Origin of the sequence: Streptomyces sp. NPDC057616 (genome assembly GCF_042800575.1) — a bacterium.
GTDB lineage: Bacteria > Actinomycetota > Actinomycetes > Streptomycetales > Streptomycetaceae > Streptomyces.
Window position 1 is genome coordinate 1 of sequence record NZ_JBHVGU010000076.1, and the last position, 20,065, is coordinate 20,065.

Here is a 20,065-nt window from a genome sequence, read left to right on the forward strand (position 1 = left end):
CTCCTTCTCCGGCGTCCCCGGCGTCTGCGTCCTCGCCTGCCTCTTCGCCGCGCGCTTCTTCGCGCGGCGCTCCTTGCGGAGCTCGAGCATCGCGTAGAGCGTCGGGACGAGGAGCAGGGTCAGCAGCGTCGACGTGATCAGGCCGCCGATGACGACCACGGCGAGCGGCTGGGCGATGAAGCCGCCCTCGCCGGTGACGCCGAGGGCCATCGGGAGCAGCGCGAAGATCGTCGCCAGGGCCGTCATGAGGATCGGGCGCAGCCGGTGGCGGCCGCCCTCGATCACGGCCTCGACGACGCCGTGCCCCTGCTTGCGGTACTGGTTGATCAGGTCGATCAGCACGATCGCGTTCGTCACCACGATGCCGATGAGCATCAGCATGCCGATCATCGCCGGGACGCCCATCGGGGTGCCGGTGGCGACCAGCAGGCCGATCGCGCCCGTCGCCGCGAACGGGATGGAGACCAGCAGGATCAGCGGCTGGGCCAGCGAGCGGAAGGTCGCGACCAGCAGCATGAAGACGATCGCGATCGCCGCCAGCATCGCCAGGCCCAGGTTCTTGAACGCGTCGTCCTGGTCGGAGGTGACACCGCCGATCTCGGCCGTGGCGCCCGCGGGGAGCTTCAGGGCCTTGATCTCGGCCTGGAGCTTGGTGCTGACCGCGCCGGTGTTGTCACCGGTCGGCTTCGCGGTGACGGTGGCGGCCCGGCGGCCGTCGATGCGGGTCATCGACACCGGTCCGTCGACCACCTTCACCGTGGCGATGTCGCCGAGCCTCACCGGGCCGAGCCGGAGCTTCTTCAGCTGGTCCAGGGTCGTCGCGGGCTGCGCCGAGCGGATGACGACGTCGCGCTCGGTGTCGTCCAGGACCGCCTTGGCGGCGGTGGTGCCCTTGACCGCCTCGGCGACGGCCGCGCCCAGGGTCTGGTCGCTGAAGCCGGCCGCGGCGGCCCTGGAGTTGGCCCTGACCGAGATCCGCGGCACGCTCTGCGAGAGGTCGCTGCTGACGTCGGTGACATGGTCGAGGCCCGCCACGGCCGACCGCACCTGCTCCGACGCCCGGCTCAGCACGGCCGGGTCGGCCGCCTTCACGACGACGCTCAGGTCCTGGTTGCCGAACCCGTCACCGGCCGACACGGTGGTCGTGCCGATGCCGGAGAGCTTCCTCAGGCCCGACTCGATGTCGTCCTGCACGTCCTGGTACGACGCCTTGTCGTCCAGCATCACCTGGTACGACGCCTGGTTGGTGTCCGTGCCGCCGCCGAAGGCCGCCATGAAGCCGGACGAGCCGACCGTGACCTGGTAGTCCTTGACGCCCTCGACCCCGGCGAGCAGCTTCTCGACCTTCCGCGCCGAGGCGTCGGTGGCCGCCATGCTCGTGCCGGGCCTCAACTCCTGCTTGACGGTGAGGACTTCCTGGTCGCCCTGGTCGAAGAAGTTGGTCTTCAGCAGCGGCGCCATGCCGAAGGTTCCGACCAGGACCACCACCGCGAGCAGCACGCTGGTCAGGCGGCGGCGGGTGGCGAAGCGCAGGACGGGGACGTAGAAGCGCTGGAGCCTGCTTTTCGCCTCCTTCTCCTCGGCCCTGCGGCGAGTCTCGTCGGCGTCCTCGGGCGTGCCCTTCGGGGCGCGCAGGAACCAGTACGAGAGCACCGGCACGACCGTCAGCGAGACCAGCAGCGACGCCAGCAGGGCCGCCGTCACCGTGATGCTGAACGAGCCGAACAGCTCGCCCACCATGCCGCCGACCAGGCCGATCGGCAGGAACACGGCGACCGTGGTGAGGGTGGAGGAGGTGACCGCGCCGGCGACCTCGCGGACCGCCTTGAGGATGGCCTCCCGGCGCTCCTCGCCGTAGCCGAGGTGCCGCTTGATGTTCTCCAGGACCACGATCGAGTCGTCGACGACCCGGCCGATGGCGATGGTCAGGGCGCCCAGCGTCAGCATGTTGAGCGAGAGGTCCCGCGTCCACAGCACGATCAGGGCCAGCACGACCGAGAGCGGGATGCTCACCGCGGTGACGAGCGTCGAGCGGACGGACGCGAGGAAGACCAGGATGACGAGGACCGCGAAGAGCAGGCCGAGCCCGCCCTCGGTGGTCAGGCCGCTGATGGCCTTGGAGACCGCCGGGCCCTGGTCGCTGACGACGGTGATCTTCGAGTCGGAGCCCAGGTCCTTGCTCAGGCCCGGGAGCCTGTCCTGCACCGCCTTGGAGATGGCGACCGCGCTGCCGTCGTGGTCCATGGTGACCATCACGGCGAGGGACGGCTTGCCGTCGGTGCGGGTGATGGAGTCGGCCGCGGCCTGCTCCTGCCTCACCGTGGCGACGTCCCCGAGGCGCACGGGCTTCTTGCCGGCCCCGCCGGTGACCATCAGGTCCCTGATCTGCTCCAGCGAGGTGAAACCGCCGCCGACCTGGACGGTGCGGTTGTGCCCGTCCTCGTCGAAGGAGCCCGCGGGGACGGTCGCGCCGCCCGCCTGCAGGGACTGCGCCAGGGCCTGCGCGCTCAGTCCGGCGGCCGCCAGCTCGCGGTCGTCGGGGGTGACGGAGACCTGCAGGTCCCGTACGCCGTCGACGGTGACCTGGCCGACGCCGTCGATGTCCTTCAGGCCCGGCACGACGGTCTTGTCCAGCTGGTCGGCGAGGGCCTGCTGGTCCTTGCCGGAGGTGACGGCGAGGACCACGGTCGGCATGTCGTCGGTGGAGCCGGCCACGACCTGCGGGTCGACATCGTCCGGGAGCCGGACGCGGGCCCGGTTGACCGCCTGCTGCACATCGGCGACGAGCTGCTTGGTGTCGTTGCCGTAGGCGAAGGACGCCATGATCACGGCGTTGCCCTCACTGGCCTTGGAGGTGACGCCCGAGATGCCGTCGACGGCCTCGAGGTTGTCCTCGATGGGCTCCACGACCTGCTTCTCCACCACGTCCGGGGAGGCGCCCTGGTAGGGCGCGAGCACGGACACCATGGGCAGTTCGATGGAGGGCAGCAACTGCTGCTTGAGCTGGGGTATCGCTATCGCCCCGAAGGCGAGGGCGATGATGGACATCAGCCCGATCAGCGCCCGTTGCGCGAGGCTGAACCTGGACAGCCAGGACATGGGTGAGGGTCTCTCTTCGATGAGCGGCGGGAGGCAGGAGCGGCGCACGAAGGGGCGCCCGCTCCTCAACCCTGAGTCATCGCCGTGCGGTGATCCGTAGGCCCCAGGTCCATTTCCTTATACGGCGCATACTCCGGGTGCAGTACGCAGGGTTGAGCTCACTCCACCCTCGGACGTACCAGCCCGGACTCGTACGCGATCACCACCAGCTGGGCCCGGTCGCGCGCGCCCAGCTTGGCCATGGCCCGGTTGACGTGCGTCTTCACGGTGAGCGGGCTGACCTCGAGCCGTTCGGCGATCTCGTCGTTGGAGTGACCGCCGGCGACCTGGACCAGGACCTCGCGCTCACGGACGGTGAGCGTGCCGAGCCGTTCGGAGCGGGCCGGGTCACGGCCGTCGTCGGCCGAGTCGCCCTGGGCGAGGAAGCGGGCGATCAGGCCCTTGGTGGCGGCCGGGGAGAGCAGGGCCTCGCCGCCGGCGGCGACGCGGATGGCGCTCAGCAGCTCGTCCGGCTCGCTGCCCTTGCCGAGGAAGCCGGAGGCGCCGGCGCGCAGGGACTGGACCACGTAGTCGTCGACCTCGAAGGTCGTCAGGATCACCACGCGGACCTGGGCGAGGGAGGGGTCCGCGCTGATCATGCGGGTGGCGGCGAGCCCGTCGGTGCCGGGCATCCGGATGTCCATCAGGACGACGTCGGCGCGCTGCTCCTTGGCGAGCCGCACCGCCTCCGCGCCGTCGGACGCCTCGCCGACCACCTCCATGTCGGGCTCGGAGTCGACGAGCACACGGAACGCGCTGCGCAGCAGGGCCTGGTCGTCGGCGAGCAGGACACGGATGGTCGTCATGCGGGGTCCTTCGCAGGGGTCGCGGGGTGCGGGGCGGCGGGCGTCCGGCGGCCCGTACGGAGGCCGGTGGTACGACGGCGGGTCGTACGGCGCCGGGCTGTACGGCGGTGGGTCATACGGCGTCTTCCGCGGCGCGGGAGCGGGTCTTGACCGGAAGGATCGCATGGACGCGGAAGCCGCCGCCGTAGCGGGGGCCGGTGGTGAGGGTGCCGCGCAGGGCGGTGACGCGCTCGCGCATGCCGAGCAGGCCGTGGCCGCCGCCGCTCACCGGCTCGTCGTCCTCGGCGGCGCCGTTGTCGAGGACGGTGATCTCCACGTTCGGGCCCACGCGGACCACGCTGACCTCGGCCTTGGCCTCCGTGCCCGCGTGCTTCTGCACGTTGGTGAGGGCTTCCTGGATGACGCGGTAGGCGGCCAGGCCGACGGCGGCGGGCAGGCTGGTGCCCTGGTCGGCGCGGGCGACGTCGACGTGCAGGCCCGCGCTGCGGAAGGTGCCGACGAGCTCGTCGAGGCGGTCCAGGCCGGGGGCCGGTTCGGTCGGGGCCTCGGGATCGCCGGACTGGCGCAGCAGGCCGACGGTGGCGCGGAGTTCGTTGAGCGCGGAGCGGCTGGCCTCGCGGACGTGGGCGAGGGCCTCCTTGGCCTGGTCGGGCCGCTTGTCCATGACGTGTGCCGCGACGCCGGCCTGCACGTTGACCAGGGCGATGTGGTGGGCGACGACGTCGTGCAGGTCGCGGGCGATGCGCAGGCGCTCCTCGGCGACGCGGCGGCGGGCCTCCTCCTCGCGGGTGCGTTCCGCGCGCTCGGCCCGCTCGCGGATGGCCTTGACGACGGCGCGGCGGCTGCGGACGGCGTCGCCGGCGGTGGCCCCGATGCCGGTCCAGGCGAAGATGGCGAGATTCTCCTGGGCGTACCAGGGCAGCGGGCCGGCGAGCATGGCGGCGCCGGTGAGCACGGTCATCGTCAGCAGACCCAGGCGCCAGGTGGTGGGGCGGTCGGTGGTGGCGGCGACGGTGAACAGCGCGACGACCGCGGACATGGCGACCGGTGCCCTGGGGTCGTCGACGACGCTCTCGACGACCGAGAAGGTGCCGGTGAGGGCGAGAACCGTCCGCGGAGCGCGGCGGCGGAAGACCAGGGCGAGGGCGCCGAGGGTCATCAGGACCAGGGCGAGCGGGTCGGGGCTGCGGATGGCCCACTCGCCGCCGCTCCTGCCGTTCGGGTCCACGAAGGAACCGGCCACCATGCAGGCGAGCACCCCGGCCGCGAGGGCCGCGTCCAGTGCCAGCGGATGGGCCTTGAGCCGGCGTCTGGTGCGGTCGAGTGTGCTCACGCCTTGACAGTACGGGGGTGTCCTCGGCGCGGGAACCAGTGGCCGCAGCTTGCGGTGACCGTCACGGAGGCGGGCGCCCCCGGTCAGCCGGGGATCAGCCCGTCGTCGCTCAGCAGTTCCCGGACCTCCTCCAAGGTGGCGTCCGGGGACGGCAGGATCAGGTCGGACGGTTCCAGCGAGTCGTCGGGGAGGGGGGCGCCGAGCTCGCGGACCTTGGTGAGGAGGGCCTGCAGGGTGCGGCGGAAGCCGGGACCGTCGCCGTTCTCCATCTCCCTGAGGAGTTCGTCGTCGAGCTTGTTGAGTTCGGTGAGGTGGCTCTCGGCCAGCCTCACCTGCCCCTCCCCCATGATCCGCACGATCCTGTCGCCCATGTCGGCCTCCTAGGCGTGGCCCCTACTGCTTGTCGAAGCGTGGGGTGTCCGTCGGCTGCTGCTGGGACTGTCCCTGACCGGTGCCGCCCTCGATGGCCTGCTGCTGCGAGCTCGAGCCGCCGGCCAGCTCGGCCTTCATGCGCTGCAGTTCCAGCTCTACATCACTACCACCGGAGATCCGGTCCAGCTCGGCCTGGATCTCGTCCTTGTGCATGCCGGACTGGTCGTCCAGGGCGCCCGAGGCGAGCAGTTCGTCGATGGCGCCGGCGCGGGCCTGGAGCTGCGCCGTCTTGTCCTCGGCGCGCTGGATCGCGAGGCCGACGTCGCCCATCTCCTCGGAGATGCCGGAGAACGCCTCGCCGATGCGGGTCTGGGCCTGGGCCGCCGTGTACGTGGCCTTGATCGTCTCCTTCTTGGTGCGGAAGGCGTCGACCTTGGCCTGCAGCCGCTGGGCCGCCAGGGTGAGCTTCTCCTCCTCGCCCTGCAGCGTCGCGTGCTGCGTCTCCAGGTCGGTGACCTGCTGCTGGAGTGCGGCGCGGCGCGACAGCGCCTCGCGGGCCAGGTCCTCACGGCCCAGCGCCAGCGCCTTGCGGCCCTGGTCCTCCAGCTTGGACGACTGCGACTGCAGCTGGTTCAGCTGGAGTTCCAGCCGCTTGCGGGACGTGGCCACGTCCGCCACACCCCGGCGCACCTTCTGGAGCAGCTCGAGCTGCTTCTGGTACGAGTAATCGAGGGTTTCGCGCGGGTCCTCGGCCCGGTCAAGGGCCTTGTTCGCCTTCGCGCGGAAGATCATCCCCATACGCTTCATGACACCGCTCATGGGCTTCGCGCGCCCCCTTCTGACCGACTCCGGCTCCAGCTCTGCGACAGAACCCACAGTACGGGCCCTGCATCCATTGACGCACTGTTCGGGGACGGATGCGCTCATCCGCAAGGACGACTGCCGCCGATCCCGATCCGGCGTAGGGAGTAGGTGGACCCCCAGGGAAGCAACGTGCGCAACGTCCCCTCTGTCCCTTACATGACGACTGGTGTTGCCGGATCGTTCCCCGCGGGGCTGGGGTCCAACCCCGGCCACCCCGTACCCTTGGGTTTTGTGTTCCGTAGCCGTGCCAAGGAAGAGAAGGTCAGCACCGCCAAGGTGTCCGTGACCGACTCCAAGCAGCCCAGAGACCCGCAGGCCCCGAAGGGTCGGCCCACGCCCAAGCGCAGTGAGGCCCAGTCCCAGCGCCGCAGCGTCGCCAACACCTCGATGACCCGCAAGGACGCCGCCAAGCGCCAGCGCTCGGACCGCCGGGCCGCGCTGGAGCGGCAGCGTCAGGCGCTGGCGGGCGGTGACGAGCGGTACCTGCCGGCCCGCGACAAGGGCCCGGTCCGCAAGTTGGCGCGCGACTGGATCGACTCGCGGTTCAACGTGGCGGAGTTCTTCCTGCCCATGGCCGTGGTCATCCTCGTGCTGAGCATCGTCCGGGTGCCCGCGCTGCAGAACATCGCGCTGCTGCTGTGGCTCATCGTGATCGTGCTGATCGTGCTCGACGCGATCGTCAGCGCCGTGCGGCTGCGGAAGGCGCTCGCCGCGCGCTTCCCGGACCAGAACACGAAGGGCGCCACCCGCTACGCCCTGATGCGCTCGCTGCAGATGCGTCGCCTCCGGCTGCCGAAGCCGCAGGTCAAGCGCGGAGAGCGGCCCTGAGCACGACATCTTTCTCCGGGGGCGCGGCGGATGCCTGGCTGAGCAAGCTGGGCGGGCTGCGGGATGTCGTACGCCAGCAGCTGGTGGCCCGGCAGCTCGACGAGCAGATCTCGGCGCGGTTCCCGGTCGGGCAGCGGCTGCGGGTGCTCGACGTCGGCATGGGCCAGGGCACGCAGGCACTGCGCCTGGCGCGCGCCGGGCATCAGGTGACCGGCCTGGAGCAGGACGCCACGATGGTCGCGGTCGCGCGCGAGGCACTCGCCGGTGAGCCCGAGGGCATCCGGGAGCGGATGCGGATCATCGAGGGAGACGGCCGGGACACCGGCGTGCACTTCCTGCCGGGCAGCTTCGACGTGGTCCTGTGCCACGGCGTACTGATGTACGTCGAGGAGCCGGACCCGCTGCTGGCCGGGCTGGCGCGCATGCTGGCCCACGGCGGGCTGCTGTCGCTGCTCGTGCGCAACGCGGACGCGCTGGCGATGCGGCCGGGGCTGGCCGGCGACTGGCCGGCCGCGCTCGCCGCCTTCGACACGGTGTCCTACACCAACCGGCTGGGCCTCGACGTGCGGGCCGACCGGCTGAAGACGCTGACGGCCACGCTCGCCGGGATCGCCGCGCCCCTGCACGCCTGGTACGGCGTGCGGGTGTTCACGGACACCGCGGCGGACGGGGCCGAGCTCCCGGACGACCTGGAGACCCTGCTCGCGGCCGAGGAACGGGCCGGGCGGACCGATCCCTACCGCGGGGTGGCGGCGCTGCTGCACCTGTGCGGGGTGCGCGGCTGAGCCCCATTCGGGCGTGCACCGCGAGCCGGGCGACCGGCCCGAAGTGAGACTCGGGGCATGGACGTTTCCCGTACTCCTGCCGTCCGGCTGCTCGTCTCGGCCGCCGCGCTGTGCTGTTCCCTCGTGCTCGTCGCGGGCTGCTCCGGTTCCGCGTCCCAGGGCGGGAAGGAGCGGTCGACCACCCGGGCCGCGCAGGCCGCCGTCCCCATGTCGGGCGAGGACCTGCAGAGCGACTACCAGAAGGTGATCAAGGACGTCCTGCCGTCGGTGGTGCAGATCCAGGCGGCCAACGACCTGGGCTCGGGGATCGTCTACGACGACCAGGGACACGTCGTCACGAACGCGCACGTCGTCGGGGACCAGAAGACGCTGCAGGTGACGACCGCGAACAGCGAGGACACGCTCACCGCCCGGCTCGTCTACGCCTATCCCGCGCAGGACCTCGCCGTCATCAAGCTGGACACGATGCCGAAGGGGCTGAAGCCGGCCACCTTCGCGGACTCCTCGAAGGTGCAGGTCGGGCAGATCGTGCTGGCGATGGGCTCGCCGCTCGGGCTGTCGTCCAGCGTGACGCAGGGCATCGTGTCGGCGACCGGACGGACCGTCACCGAGAACGCCTCGGGCGGCGGTACGGGCGCGACGATCGGGAACATGATCCAGACGTCGGCGGCCATCAACCCGGGCAACAGCGGCGGCGCCCTGGTCAACCTGGACGGGCAGGTCATCGGCATTCCGACACTCGCCGCCATCGACCCGAACCTCGGCAACAGCGCGGCGCCCGGCATCGGGTTCGCGATCCCCTCGTCGCTGGTGAAGACGCTCGCCGACCAGATCATCAAGGACGGCAAGGTCACCGACTCGGGCCGGGCCGCGCTCAACATCACGGGCCGTACGGTCGTCGACGAGCAGCTCCAGCCCGCCGGCGTCGCGGTGGTCGAGGTGAAGAGCGGCGGGGCGGCCGACAAGGCCGGTCTTCAGGCCGGGGACGTCATCACCCGGCTGGGCGACACGGACATCACCACGATCACCTCGCTGACCGAGGCGCTGGCCGCGGAGAAGCCGGGCGACAGGACGACGGTGACGTACACGCGCAACGGCCAGCAGAAGAAGGCGGACGTGACGCTGGGCGAGCAGTAGGGCCGCGCGGGCAGGGAAAAGGGCGGCCGGATGCCGGCCGCCCCTCCTCCCCCGTAGCGCCTACGCCTCCTCGGCGTGCAGGCTCATCGGCCCGTAGATCTCCGCGGAGTCCTCGAACAGCCGCACCTGGTCGGCGCCGCCTTCCTGAAGGGCCTTCCAGTGCTCCCCGATCCAGGACTCGGCGTCTCCCTGCGTGGTGAACTCCTCGGGCTGCACCGCGGGCTGGACCTCAGCCCCGTCCGCCTTCTCGAAACGCCACGTCCATGCCGCCATGTACGCCTCCCGTGTCTGGGGCACCTGCAGAGCAGAAGCCGGATCTTGGTCCGGCTCCTGCCCAGAAGACTAGTCGGACGGGCAGCACCTGCGCAGACACGCGAAAATCACTGTCGTGGAAGTGACTCTGCTCGGCACCGGTGCCCCCGCGGGCCTGCCCCGCCCCGACTGTCCCTGCGCCGCCTGCGCGACCGCGCTCGGCGGTGCCGCGCGGGCGGCGACCGCCGTGCTCGTGGACGGGACGCTGCTGCTCGACCTGACGCCGGGTGCCGCGTTCGCGGCCGCGCGGTCGGGCCATTCGCTGGGCGGCGTACGGCAGGTGCTGCTCTCGCATCCGCACGACGGGCCGCCGGTCGAGGTGCCCGCGGGGCTGCCGCACCCCGGACGGGTGCCGGACGGGCAGGAGTTGGCGCTGCTGACGGGTCATCGGGTGCGGGCGGTGGCGATGGACGCGCCGGGCACCGGGTACGCGGTGACCGGGCCGAACGGGCAGCGGCTGCTGTACCTGCCGCCCGGCGGCGCACCGGCCGGGCTGGAGAACGGGCCGGTCCCGTCGTACGACATGGTGCTCGTCGACGTCGTGGGGCGCCCCGACGCGCTGGCCAGGCTGCGGGCGGTGGGGGCGCTCGGCCCGACCACGGACGTCGTCGCCGTCCACCTGGACCACGACGTGCCGCCGGGGCGCGAGTTGGCGCGCCGGCTCGCCGCCGCGGGGTCCCGAGCCGTGCCGGACGGGACGACCCTGACGGTGGGGGTGTACGAGGACGTGCCCGACGTACCGCGGCGGACGCTGGTGCTGGGCGGCGCCCGGTCGGGGAAGTCCGTGGAGGCCGAACGGCGCCTGGAGGCCTTCCCCGACGTGCTGTACGTGGCGACGGGCGGCACCCGGGGCGGCGACACCGAGTGGACCGCACGGGTCGCCCTCCACCGGGAGCGGCGCCCCGGGTCCTGGCGCACGGAGGAGACCTGCGACCTGGTGCCGCTGCTGAAGCAGGACGGGCCACCGCTGCTGATCGACTGTCTGTCCCTGTGGCTGACGGACGCGATGGACTCCGCCGGGGCGTGGGACGACGCGCAGTGGGCGGACGGCGGCGAGCGCGCGCTGCGGGAGCGGGTGCGGGAGCTGACGCGGGCGGTGCGCGCCACCCGGCGGACCGTGGTGGCCGTGTCGAACGAGGTGGGTTCGGGCATCGTGCCGGCCACCCCGTCCGGGCGGCGCTACCGGGACGAACTCGGGCGCCTGAACGCCGCGTTCGCCGGCGAGTGCGAGCACGTGGTGCTGGTGGTGGCGGGCCAGGCGCTGGTGCTACGCGGCTGACACGGTCCGGCGCGCGATGATCCGGTACGTGTACGGGAGCCGGTCCAGGACGTGCCGGCTCGCGGCCACGATCGTGCAGTCCCGTTCCTCCAGCCGGCGGCGCAGCTCGTACGACTCCTGCGCGGCGGCCTCCACCAGGAGGAGGCCGCCGGGGCGCAGGAGCGTGAGGGCGGCGGGGAGTTCGGTGCGCGGATCCGGGACGGGCGAGCGGCGGTCGAGGAGGGTGACGACGTCGTAGCGGCCGCGCAGGATCGCCGTGATGTGCCGGTCCGTCACATGGCCCGCGTACGCCTCCTCGATGCGCTCCAGATGGCGGGCGTACGCCACGCGCGGGCCCGGGTCGAGGCCGTCGATGGAGGTGTAGGGGAAGAGTTTGCGTGCCGCCTCGGGGAAGTGGGCCTCGCCCGTGCCGACGTCCAGCCAGCTCTCCGGCTCGGGCAGCAGCCGGTGGATCGCGCGGGCCGCCGAACGGTGGCGTCTGTGCCGCTCGACGGCGCTGAGGCGGGTGCGCAGGCTGTTCATGGCGGCTCCCGGAAGACGTACGACAATCCACTGCAAAGTGGAACGTATGGGATCAAGATCGCGGGGGCAACGACGTCGAGTACGCGTGGTGCCCCTGGGGCGCTGTCGTGTTCGACCGGTGCCGGTACTGTTCGGCGAATGAGCTCGCTTAATCTCGACGACTTCACCGATCTGATCGAGCGCCCGGACGGCGGGGTGCGGCGCGACGCCGAGGCGCGCAGGGAGCGCCAGATCGTGCCGCCCGGATCGCTGGGCCGCCTCGACGACCTGGGTGAGTGGCTGTCCGCCGCGCAGTCCGCCGTGCCGGTGCGGCCGATCGAACGGCCGCGGGTGGTGCTCTTCGCCGGTGACCACGGAGTCGCCGAACTGGGCGTGTCGGCACGGCCGGCGGGCAGCGCCGGCGCGCTGGTGCGGGAGATCCTGGAGGGCGGCCGTCCGGTGTCCGTGCTCGCCCGCAGGCTCGGTGTGCCGGTGCGCGTCGTCGACATGGCCCTGGACTGCGACCCCGAGAGCCTGCCCGACGAGGTCGTGCGGCACCGGGTGCGGCGCGGCAGCGGGCGTATCGACATCGAGGACGCGCTGACGGCCGAGGAGGCCGAGGCGGCGTTCCGCGCCGGGATCGCGGTGGCCGACGAGGAGGCCGACTCCGGTACGGACCTGGTGGTGCTCGGCGATGTGAGCGTGGGCGGGACGACAGTGGCCGGCGTGCTGATCGCCGCGCTGTGCGGGACCGACGCCTCGGTGGTCACCGGACGCGGCGGGCTCGCCATCGACGACCTGGCGTGGATGCGCAAGTGCGCGGCGATCCGGGACGCGCTGCGCCGGGCGCGGCCCGTGCTGGGCGACCAGTTGCAGTTGCTCACGGCGGTGGGCGGCGCGGATCTGGCCGCGATGACCGGCTTCCTGCTGCAGAGCGCGGTGCGCAAGACGCCGGTGATCCTGGACGGGGTCGTGGCGGCCGCCTGTGCGCTGGTGGCGCAGCGGGTCGCGTTCCGGGCGCCGGACTGGTGGCTGGCCGCGCACGACAGCGGGGAGCCGGGACAGGCCAAGGCCCTGGACCGCATGGCACTGGAGCCGCTGCTGTCGCACGGGGTGACCGTGGGCGAGGGCGCGGGCGCCCTGCTCGCGCTGCCTCTCGTCCAGGCCGCGGCGGCGCTCGCCGCGGAGCTGCCGGAGAAGCCGGAGCTCCCGGTCGAGGACGAGGAGAAGAAGGGCGCGGAGACCGAGGTGTAGGAGAGCGGTCAGGCATCGCGGCAGGGCCGAAAGTCGACCGACCGGCGACCAAAGATGGACGGGTTCATCAGGGCATCGCCCATATGATCCTCTCTCATGGGAGATGCCCGAATTGCCTCGAGGCGGTCCGCCGCATTCGCCGTCTGGTATTTGCGGGCCGTCGCGTTCGTCAACTTTCTCAGTGCCGTGTGGGTGTCGCTGGGGCAGGACGTGCGGCGGCACAACCAGGAGAACTTCTTCACGCCCTACCTGCTGACCGCGGGCTTCGCCTCCGGGGTGTTCACGGCCTTCCTCGCCGTCACCATGCGGCGCCGCAAGCGCGCCGCATGGATCCTCAACCTCGCGCTGGCGGGCCCGTTCCTCGGCCTGTTCGGCTTCGCGATGGTGTTCCCCGAGATCCGGCAGTACCCCCAGAACTGGGTCTCGCTCGTCCTCACCGCCGCCTTCGTCGCCGCCCTGCTGGTCGGACGGCGGGAGTTCTACGCCAAGGGCGACCGCTCCAACCCGCGGCTCGCCGCCGCGGTAGCGGTGGGCGGCACGCTGGCCGCCTCGCTCTTGGCGGGGCTGCTGGTGACGCTCACCAACCAGGCGCCGGACGCGGCCCGTTCGACGTTCCTGGAGCGCTGGCGCTACGGCACCTTCCGGCTGGTCTCCATCGCCGTCGACGAGTCCCGCTTCCCCGGCGTGGACGCGCCGAACTGGGTCAACGTCGCCATCAACGTCCTCAGCACGGTCCTCGTCCTCGCCGTCTTCTACGCCGCCTTCCGCTCCCGGCGTGCCGTCGACCCGCTCACCGAGGACGACGAGAAGCGGCTGCGGGAGCTGCTGGAGCGGCAGGGGGAGCGGGACTCGCTCGGGTACTTCGCGCTGCGGCGGGAGAAGAGCGTGGTGTGGTCGCCGACCGGCAAGGCGGCGGTGGCGTACCGCGTCGTCGGGGGTGTGTCGCTGGCCTCGGGTGATCCCATCGGCGACCCCGAGGCGTGGCCCGGAGCCATCGAGCCGTGGCTCGCGCAGGCGCGGGCGCACGGGTGGATCCCGGCCGTGATGGGGGCGAGCGAGGAGGCCGGGACCGTGTACACCCGGCACGGCCTGAACGCGCTGGAGCTGGGCGACGAGGCGATCGTGGAGGTCGCCGAGTTCACGCTGGAGGGGCGCGCGATGCGCACCGTGCGGCAGGCCTACAACCGGGTGAAGCGGGCCGGGTACGGCGTGCGGATCCGGCGGCACGAGGAGATCCCGGCCGACGAGATGGCGTATCTGCTCCAGCGGGCGGACGACTGGCGCGACGGGGCCACCGAGCGCGGGTTCAGCATGGCGCTGGGGCGGCTCGGGGACCCCGAGGACGGCCGGTGCGTGATGCTCGAATGCACCGACGGGACGGGCGAGTTGCGGGCGGTGCTGTCCTTCGTGCCGTGGGGTCCGCACGGTCTCTCGCTGGACCTCATGCGGCGCGACCGGGACTCCGAGAACGGGCTGATGGAGTTCATGGTGCTCGAACTCCTGCGCCGCGCCCGGGACATCGGCATCACCCAGGTCTCGCTCAACTTCGCCATGTTCCGGTCGGTCTTCGAACGCGGGGCGCGTCTCGGTGCCGGGCCCGTGCTCAGGCTGTGGCGCTCGCTGCTCAGCTTCTTCTCGCGCTGGTGGCAGATCGAGTCGCTGTACCGCGCCAACGCCAAGTACCGGCCCATCTGGGAGCCGCGGTTCCTGCTGTTCGAGAAGAGCGCGGACCTGCCGCGCATCGGCATCGCGTCGGCACGGGCGGAGGGGTTCCTGGAGGCGCCGGGGCTGCCCAAGTGGCTGCACCGCAGGCATCTGGAGACGCACCGATGAGGACCACCGCGTGAGAGCCCTCGGCCGCTGGGCCCGTGCCGAATGGGGACTCCTGTACGTCACGGCGCGCGCGCCGCTGCTGGAGCGGCGCTGGCGGGCGGTCCCGGCGACGCTCGGGGCGGTACTGCTGACGGCTCTCATGCAGCTGGTCCAGAACCAGTCCTGGGGCTTTCGGTTCGTGCAGAACATCGGCGCGGTGCGCGCCGAGGACCCTTTGTGGCTGGCCCTGCTGCGCACCCCGCTCTCCCTGTTCGTCCCGGCCCTGGACCTTCCCGTCTGGGGCGCGCTCGTCCAGATCCTCCTGGTGTTCGGCATCGCGGAACTCTGCCTGGGCCGCCGCCTCACCCTCGCCGTCGCCTACGCCGCCACCCTCGCCGGCACGCTCTACGCGCGCGTCGGCATCCGGCTCGGCTTCGACCACCCCCTGGGCCTGCCGCACTCGGACGCCGCCGTGGTCGACACGGGCCCGTCGGCGGCGGTGGTGGGCCTGGCCGTCCTCCTCGGCCGGCGCTACGGCGCCTACACCACGGCCGGCGCCGTGACGGCCGCGATGGCGGTCGAGGTCATGCTGAAGGGCAACCTGGCCGGCAAGGAGCACCTGGCGGCGATCGCGGTGGTGGCCCTGCTCTGTGCGCTGCCGAGGTCCTGGCAACGCCACCGGGGTCCGGTGCGCAGCGGGGTGGGGGCGGGGCTGCGGCGGACGCGGCTGCTGCGGCGGGTCCGGACCGGCCGCGAGTGCGGCGGCGGCCGCACCCGATCCTCGTCACCGGCCGGGCACCCGGCCCGCCACCGCGCCGGTCCCGAAACCCCGGCGCGGCGCCACGAGCACCGTCACCGGCTCAGCACGCGCCCCGGTGCCGGGTCCGGCTTCCCGCCGAGGAAGTCCTGGAACCTGCGGCGCGGGCCCAGCCAGCGGCGGTCGTGGTGGTAGGCGCGCAGCAGGGACTTGGCGCGGGCCTTAGGGCGCCGTCGGTAGAAGCGCCTGGCCCAGGGGGAGGTGGGCCGGGCCAGGCGGACGATGCCGATCAGGCCGATGAACGGGACGATGACGCTGAAGATCGCCATCCGCGCCTTGCCCTTGCTCAGCACGGCCAGCGAGAACAGGAAGTTGATGACCACGGTCGAGATCACGCTGCCGCGGTCCTGCAGTTCCTGGGACGTCATGTCGTTGACGCCGAACGGCGAGAAGCCCGCGAGCATCAGGCCGACCAGGGCCGCCGTCAGGACGACCATCTCCACGCTCTTGCGGCCCTCCTCGCTCCAGTAGACGTCGTCGAGGTGCAGGATCAGCGCGAACTCGTCGAGGACGAGCCCCGCCCCGACGCCGAAGACGACCGCGAACGCGGCGGCGCCGAAGCCGTACCGGCTGCTGGTCACCGCGCCGAAGCCGCCGAGGATGGTCAGGACGACGCCGGGCACCACGTGGTGGATGTGCACACCACCCGCCTTGACGTTGCCGAAGGGGCCCTTGCCCGCCCGGATCAGGCGTGTGACGACCCGGGTGACCAGGAACGTCAGCACGAACGCGGTGAGCGCGAGCAGCAACGGCAACTTGCCCGGCTCGATGATGTTGCGCTGGAGCCAATGTCCCATATGCGCACTGTATCCAGACCCGTCGCCACCCTCCTGTCAACTGCCGGGTAACCTGCGCCGGTGCCCGAACCCACCAAGACGCCCTGGCCGGACGGCCTCCGCTTCGCCTTCGGCACGCTCACCGTGCTGCCCGTCCCGGTGACCCGCTGGGACCGGTCCGCGGCCCGCGGCGGCATGATCTGCGCCCCGCTCGCCGGAGCCGTCGTGGGCGGCTGCGCGGCCCTGGTGGGCGTGGCACTGCTGGCGCTGGGCGCGAGCGCCCTGGTCGCCGCCGTCGCCTCCGTCGCGGTGCCCGCCGCCCTCACCCGCGGCCTGCACCTGGACGGGCTCGCGGACACCGCCGACGGCCTCGGCAGCGGCAAGCGCGCCGAGGACGCGCTGCGCATCATGAAGCAGTCGGACATCGGCCCCTTCGGCGTGATCACCCTCGTCCTCGTGCTGCTCGCCCAGGTCGCCGCCCTGGCCCAGGCCTACGGCGGCTCGTGGGGCCGCGGCGCGCTCGCGGCCGCCGTCTCGGCCACGGTCGCCCGCCTCGCGCTGACCCTGGCCGCCCGCGCCGGCGTGCCGGCCGCCCGCCCCGAGGGCCTGGGCGCGGCGGTGGCCGGCGTGGTGCCGGTCCGGCCGGCGGTGCTCACGGCGGTCCTCGTCACCGGCGCGGCCGCCGCCGCGGGCGCACTCCTCGGCCCGTACGACATCGTCCGCACGGCGGTCGCGGCCGGCGTCGCGCTGCTAGCCGCCGAACTCCTCCTGCGCCACTGCACGCGCCGCTTCGGCGGGGTCACCGGCGATGTGTTCGGCGGGCTGGCCGAGACGGCGGCGACCGTTTGCCTCCTGGTGCTGTCACTGGGGCAGTAGTCTCGTCGGCCGTACGGACACAGGGGATCGATCGGGGGACGTTCGTGCCGAAGCTTCGCCGTGCCACGGCCTGGTTCATCGACTTCGCACTGGTGCTGGCGCTCGCCGCCGCACTGGCCGTGCTCACCTTCCACCGCATCTCCGCGCTCGTCGCCGACGTGCCCGAACTCGCCACCCGCGGCGGCCTGGACCTGCTCACCTCGCGCGGCGACGTGATCGGAGCCTCCGAGGGCTTCGGGGTGTCGCTGTGGGACAAGGCGGTGCTCTACGTGGAGGAGGCCTTCGGCCTGCTGATCGTCGTCACCTTCCTCTACCAGTGGGCCTGCCTCTCCCTCGCCGGGCGCACCGTCGGCAAGGGGCTGCTCGGCCTGAAGGTCACGCCGAGCCTGCCGCGCCGGGCCGCCGTGCGCGCCGCCGTCACCACGGCCGCCGACATCGCCGTCTACGCCGTCGCCTGCGTGCTGCTCCTGGAGGGCGAGTTCCTGCTGTCGGTCGCGGTGTGGGCGCTGGCCGTCGCCGTCTTCTTCCTGAACGCGCTCCCGGTCTTCTCCCCCACCCGCCGCTCGCTCGCCGACCGCCTGGCCGGCACCGCGGTCACCGGCCTCGGGATCGGAACCGGAGGCGCCAGGAATGAGCGAGCGCGCGCACGCGCGTAGTCTCGTCCCGAGTGTTCGCCGCACCGGGGAAGGCCCCGCTGAGGCCGCACCCTGAGGTCGGACCTAGGGTCGGCCGTCGGGCCCGGTCGACCCACACCGATCGACCACAGGAACTTCACATCGGAAGCGAGATTTCACCACCGTGACTGCTCTCACTCTCAGCACCGCCGCGGCGCCCGGTCTTCGGGCCGACGCGATCGTGATCGGTGTGGCCAAGGGCGCGAAGGGCCCGGTCGTGGCGCCGGGCGCCGAGGCCGTGGACAAGGCCTACGACGGCAGGCTCGCCGGCGTCCTGGAGACCCTCGGCGCGTCCGGCGCCGAGGGCGAGGTGACGAAGCTGCCCGCGCCCTCCGGCTTCAAGGCCCCGCTCGTGGTGGCGGTGGGCCTCGGCCAGGAGCCCGACAAGGACGCGCAGGCAGCCTTCGACGCCGAGGCTCTGCGCAAGGCCGCGGGCTCGGCCGCACGTGCCCTCACCGGCGCCAAGAAGGCCGCCTTCGCCCTGCCCGTCGGCGACGCCGCCGACGTGTGCGCGATCGGCGAGGGCGTGCTGCTCGGCGCGTACTCCTTCGACGCCTACAAGGAGAACGGCAAGGACGCCAAGAACGGCAAGGCCCCGCTCGCCGAGGCCGCGCTGCTCGGCGCCAAGCCCCGCGACAAGGAGCACAAGGCCGCCGTCCAGCGCGCCGTCGCCGTCGCCGAGGAGCTCAACCGCGCCCGCGACCTCATCAACACCCCGCCGAACGACCTCAACCCGGAGGCGTTCGCCGCCGTGGCGCTGGCCGCGGCCAAGGAGCACGGCATCAAGGTGCAGGTGCTCGACGTCAAGGCGCTGGAGAAGGGCGGCTACGGCGGCATCCTCGGCGTCGGCGCCGGTTCCGCCTCGGGGCCGCGACTGGTGAAGCTGTCGTACACCCCCTCCAGGGCGAAGAAGCACCTCGCGTTCGTCGGCAAGGGCATCACCTACGACTCGGGCGGCATCTCGCTGAAGCCGGCCGGCCACAACGAGACGATGAAGTGCGACATGAGCGGGGCGGCCGCCGTCTTCGCCGCCGTGGTCGCCGCCGCCCGTCTGGGCCTGGACGTCAACGTCACCGGCTGGCTGGCGCTCGCCGAGAACATGCCGTCGGGCTCCGCGACCCGGCCGGGTGACGTGCTGCGCATGTACAGCGGCAAGACGGTCGAGGTCCTCAACACCGACGCCGAGGGCCGGCTGGTCCTCGCGGACGCGCTGTGGGCCGCCTCCCAGGAGAAGCCGGACGCCATCGTGGACGTCGCGACCCTCACCGGCGCGATGATGCTGGCGCTGGGCAGCCGGACGTTCGGGATCATGGCCAACGACGACGCGTTCCGCTCCGCGGTGCACGAGGCGGCCGAGGAGGTCGGCGAGCCGGCCTGGCCGATGCCGCTGCCGGAGCACCTGCGCAAGGGCATGGACTCCCCCACCGCCGACATCGCCAACATGGGCGAGCGGATGGGCGGCGGCCTCGTCGCGGGCCTCTTCCTGCGCGAGTTCGTCGGCGAGGGCATCACCTGGGCGCACCTGGACATCGCGGGCCCGGCCTTCAACGAGGGCGGCCCGTTCGGCTACACCCCCAAGGGCGGCACGGGCACCGCGGTGCGGACCCTGGTCCGGCTCGCGGAGCTGACCGCGTCGGGCGACCTGGGCTGATGCAGAAATGAGTGAGGGGGCTCCGCGCGCGGGTAGGGCGGAGCCCCCTTTTTCCGGCGGGTGCTCAAGTGAACGTGGGACGTCTCACACACCGGCCCGGCGTCTCGTTCACCTCCGACAAGTGCGAAGATGGGCCACGGCAGGACAGGGCCCCCACCACAGGGCCGAAGAAAGAGCGGCCGGACACCAGCCGCCGACCGGTCACTGCTGACCGGCGTACGGCGCACATGCATGGAGGACGTGACGTGGCGAACGACGCCAGCACCGTTTTCGACCTAGTGATCCTCGGCGGTGGTAGCGGTGGTTACGCCGCGGCCCTGCGCGGGGCGCAGCTGGGCCTGGACGTCGCCCTGATCGAGAAGGACAAGGTCGGCGGTACCTGCCTGCACCGTGGGTGCATCCCCACCAAGGCCCTGCTGCACGCGGGCGAGATCGCCGACCAGGCCCGCGAGAGCGAGCAGTTCGGCGTCAAGGCCACCTTCGAGGGCATCGACGTCCCCGCCGTCCACAAGTACAAGGACGGCGTCATCTCCGGGCTCTACAAGGGCCTGCAGGGACTCATCGCCTCCCGCAAGGTGACGTACATCGAGGGTGAGGGGCGGCTGTCGTCCCCCACCTCCGTCGACGTGAACGGCCGTCGCGTCCAGGGCCGCCACGTGCTGCTTGCGACCGGTTCCGTGCCGAAGTCGCTGCCGGGCCTGGAGATCGACGGCAACCGCATCATCTCCTCGGACCACGCCCTCGTCCTGGACCGCGTGCCGAAGTCCGCGATCATCCTGGGCGGCGGCGTCATCGGCGTCGAGTTCGCCTCCGCCTGGAAGTCCTTCGGCGCGGACGTCACCGTCATCGA

General features: G+C 72.3%; 18 protein-coding genes and 1 pseudogene. 11 read left to right on the forward strand and 8 right to left on the reverse strand.

Annotated features, from left to right (window positions below):
• The 5 genes from ACFU97_RS45155 to ACFU97_RS45175 all read right to left on the reverse strand — a co-directional run.
• Positions 1 to 3,099 (reverse strand): efflux RND transporter permease subunit (locus ACFU97_RS45155; protein ID WP_384268907.1); only part of this gene is annotated, 3,099 nt, incomplete at its 3' end.
• A gap of 158 nt (positions 3,100 to 3,257) precedes the next feature.
• Positions 3,258 to 3,944 carry a response regulator gene (locus tag ACFU97_RS45160; RefSeq protein WP_384268909.1) on the reverse strand — a complete coding sequence of 229 codons (687 nt, stop codon included), beginning with the start codon at positions 3,942 to 3,944 and terminating at the stop codon, positions 3,258 to 3,260.
• A 112-nt stretch (positions 3,945 to 4,056) separates the two neighbouring features.
• The gene (locus ACFU97_RS45165; protein ID WP_384268911.1) at positions 4,057 to 5,277 is read right to left on the reverse strand and encodes a sensor histidine kinase; all 1,221 of its coding nucleotides are present in this window, start codon (positions 5,275 to 5,277) and stop codon (positions 4,057 to 4,059) included.
• Positions 5,278 to 5,360: 83 nt separating this feature from the next.
• The gene (locus tag ACFU97_RS45170; protein WP_384268913.1) at positions 5,361 to 5,648 is read right to left on the reverse strand and encodes a hypothetical protein; all 288 of its coding nucleotides are present in this window, start codon (positions 5,646 to 5,648) and stop codon (positions 5,361 to 5,363) included.
• A gap of 22 nt (positions 5,649 to 5,670) precedes the next feature.
• Complete coding sequence (locus ACFU97_RS45175; protein ID WP_384268938.1) at positions 5,671 to 6,441, reverse strand: PspA/IM30 family protein; 771 nt, start codon at positions 6,439 to 6,441, stop codon at positions 5,671 to 5,673.
• 228 nt (positions 6,442 to 6,669) lie between these two features.
• Between ACFU97_RS45175 and ACFU97_RS45180 the strand changes: the two genes are divergently transcribed.
• The 3 genes from ACFU97_RS45180 (at position 6,670) to ACFU97_RS45190 (ending at position 9,263) form a co-directional block, all read left to right on the forward strand.
• The gene (locus ACFU97_RS45180) at positions 6,670 to 7,341 is read left to right on the forward strand and encodes a DUF3043 domain-containing protein (RefSeq protein ID WP_384268914.1); all 672 of its coding nucleotides are present in this window, start codon (positions 6,670 to 6,672) and stop codon (positions 7,339 to 7,341) included.
• Positions 7,342 to 7,424: 83 nt separating this feature from the next.
• Complete coding sequence (locus ACFU97_RS45185; protein WP_384268916.1) at positions 7,425 to 8,126, forward strand: methyltransferase domain-containing protein; 702 nt, start codon at positions 7,425 to 7,427, stop codon at positions 8,124 to 8,126.
• Positions 8,127 to 8,183: 57 nt separating this feature from the next.
• Complete coding sequence (locus ACFU97_RS45190; RefSeq protein ID WP_384268918.1) at positions 8,184 to 9,263, forward strand: S1C family serine protease; 1,080 nt, start codon at positions 8,184 to 8,186, stop codon at positions 9,261 to 9,263.
• Positions 9,264 to 9,323: 60 nt separating this feature from the next.
• Here ACFU97_RS45190 and ACFU97_RS45195 read toward each other — a convergent pair whose 3' ends face one another.
• Positions 9,324 to 9,536, reverse strand: a complete 213-nt coding sequence (locus ACFU97_RS45195) for a hypothetical protein (RefSeq protein ID WP_384268919.1) — start codon at positions 9,534 to 9,536, stop codon at positions 9,324 to 9,326.
• A 115-nt stretch (positions 9,537 to 9,651) separates the two neighbouring features.
• Here ACFU97_RS45195 and ACFU97_RS45200 point away from each other — a divergent pair, with 115 nt between their 5' ends.
• Positions 9,652 to 10,854 carry a bifunctional adenosylcobinamide kinase/adenosylcobinamide-phosphate guanylyltransferase gene (locus tag ACFU97_RS45200; protein ID WP_384268921.1) on the forward strand — a complete coding sequence of 401 codons (1,203 nt, stop codon included), beginning with the start codon at positions 9,652 to 9,654 and terminating at the stop codon, positions 10,852 to 10,854.
• Here the strand turns inward: ACFU97_RS45200 and ACFU97_RS45205 are convergent.
• Positions 10,843 to 11,376 carry a methyltransferase domain-containing protein gene (locus ACFU97_RS45205; protein WP_384268923.1) on the reverse strand — a complete coding sequence of 178 codons (534 nt, stop codon included), beginning with the start codon at positions 11,374 to 11,376 and terminating at the stop codon, positions 10,843 to 10,845. The genes ACFU97_RS45200 and ACFU97_RS45205 overlap by 12 nt on opposite strands.
• A gap of 138 nt (positions 11,377 to 11,514) precedes the next feature.
• On the opposite strand from ACFU97_RS45205, the gene cobT reads away from it, so the two are divergent.
• The 3 genes and pseudogenes from cobT to ACFU97_RS45220 all read left to right on the forward strand — a co-directional run.
• Positions 11,515 to 12,609, forward strand: a complete 1,095-nt coding sequence (gene cobT / locus ACFU97_RS45210) for a nicotinate-nucleotide--dimethylbenzimidazole phosphoribosyltransferase (protein WP_384268925.1) — start codon at positions 11,515 to 11,517, stop codon at positions 12,607 to 12,609.
• A gap of 96 nt (positions 12,610 to 12,705) precedes the next feature.
• Entirely contained in the window at positions 12,706 to 14,442 is a 1,737-nt protein-coding gene (locus ACFU97_RS45215) for a phosphatidylglycerol lysyltransferase domain-containing protein (RefSeq protein ID WP_384268928.1), read from the forward strand.
• 10 nt (positions 14,443 to 14,452) lie between these two features.
• Positions 14,453 to 15,106, forward strand: a pseudogene (locus ACFU97_RS45220) (hypothetical protein); the annotation flags it as partial.
• Between the two features lie 167 nt (positions 15,107 to 15,273).
• Here the strand turns inward: ACFU97_RS45220 and ACFU97_RS45225 are convergent.
• On the reverse strand, positions 15,274 to 16,035 hold the full coding sequence (locus tag ACFU97_RS45225) for a hypothetical protein (protein WP_384268929.1): 762 nt from the start codon (positions 16,033 to 16,035) through the stop codon (positions 15,274 to 15,276).
• A gap of 60 nt (positions 16,036 to 16,095) precedes the next feature.
• On the opposite strand from ACFU97_RS45225, the gene ACFU97_RS45230 reads away from it, so the two are divergent.
• The 4 genes from ACFU97_RS45230 to ACFU97_RS45245 all read left to right on the forward strand — a co-directional run.
• Entirely contained in the window at positions 16,096 to 16,890 is a 795-nt protein-coding gene (locus ACFU97_RS45230) for an adenosylcobinamide-GDP ribazoletransferase (protein WP_384268931.1), read from the forward strand.
• A 44-nt stretch (positions 16,891 to 16,934) separates the two neighbouring features.
• A complete protein-coding gene (locus ACFU97_RS45235) occupies positions 16,935 to 17,546 on the forward strand; it encodes an RDD family protein (RefSeq protein ID WP_384268933.1) in 612 nt (203 codons plus the stop codon).
• 142 nt (positions 17,547 to 17,688) lie between these two features.
• Positions 17,689 to 19,215, forward strand: coding sequence for a leucyl aminopeptidase (locus ACFU97_RS45240; RefSeq protein ID WP_384268935.1), 1,527 nt, complete (start codon positions 17,689 to 17,691; stop codon positions 19,213 to 19,215).
• A 245-nt stretch (positions 19,216 to 19,460) separates the two neighbouring features.
• Positions 19,461 to 20,065: FAD-dependent oxidoreductase (locus ACFU97_RS45245; RefSeq protein ID WP_384268937.1), on the forward strand; the 605-nt coding region annotated here is incomplete at its 3' end.

Excerpts from the sequence above, each read along its gene's own strand:
- ACFU97_RS45175 (WP_384268938.1), bottom strand. The coding sequence starts at position 6,441 with ATGATCTTCCGCGCGAAGGCGAACAAGGCCCTTGACCGGGCCGAGGAC.
- ACFU97_RS45215 (WP_384268928.1), top strand. The coding sequence starts at position 12,706 with ATGGGAGATGCCCGAATTGCCTCGAGGCGGTCCGCCGCATTCGCCGTC.
- ACFU97_RS45205 (WP_384268923.1), bottom strand. The coding sequence starts at position 11,376 with ATGAACAGCCTGCGCACCCGCCTCAGCGCCGTCGAGCGGCACAGACGC.
- ACFU97_RS45170 (WP_384268913.1), bottom strand. The coding sequence starts at position 5,648 with ATGGGCGACAGGATCGTGCGGATCATGGGGGAGGGGCAGGTGAGGCTG.
- ACFU97_RS45225 (WP_384268929.1), bottom strand. The coding sequence starts at position 16,035 with ATGGGACATTGGCTCCAGCGCAACATCATCGAGCCGGGCAAGTTGCCG.
- ACFU97_RS45190 (WP_384268918.1), top strand. The coding sequence starts at position 8,184 with ATGGACGTTTCCCGTACTCCTGCCGTCCGGCTGCTCGTCTCGGCCGCC.
- ACFU97_RS45195 (WP_384268919.1), bottom strand. The coding sequence starts at position 9,536 with ATGGCGGCATGGACGTGGCGTTTCGAGAAGGCGGACGGGGCTGAGGTC.
- ACFU97_RS45160 (WP_384268909.1), bottom strand. The coding sequence starts at position 3,944 with ATGACGACCATCCGTGTCCTGCTCGCCGACGACCAGGCCCTGCTGCGC.
- ACFU97_RS45180 (WP_384268914.1), top strand. The coding sequence starts at position 6,670 with ATGACGACTGGTGTTGCCGGATCGTTCCCCGCGGGGCTGGGGTCCAAC.
- cobT (WP_384268925.1), top strand. The coding sequence starts at position 11,515 with ATGAGCTCGCTTAATCTCGACGACTTCACCGATCTGATCGAGCGCCCG.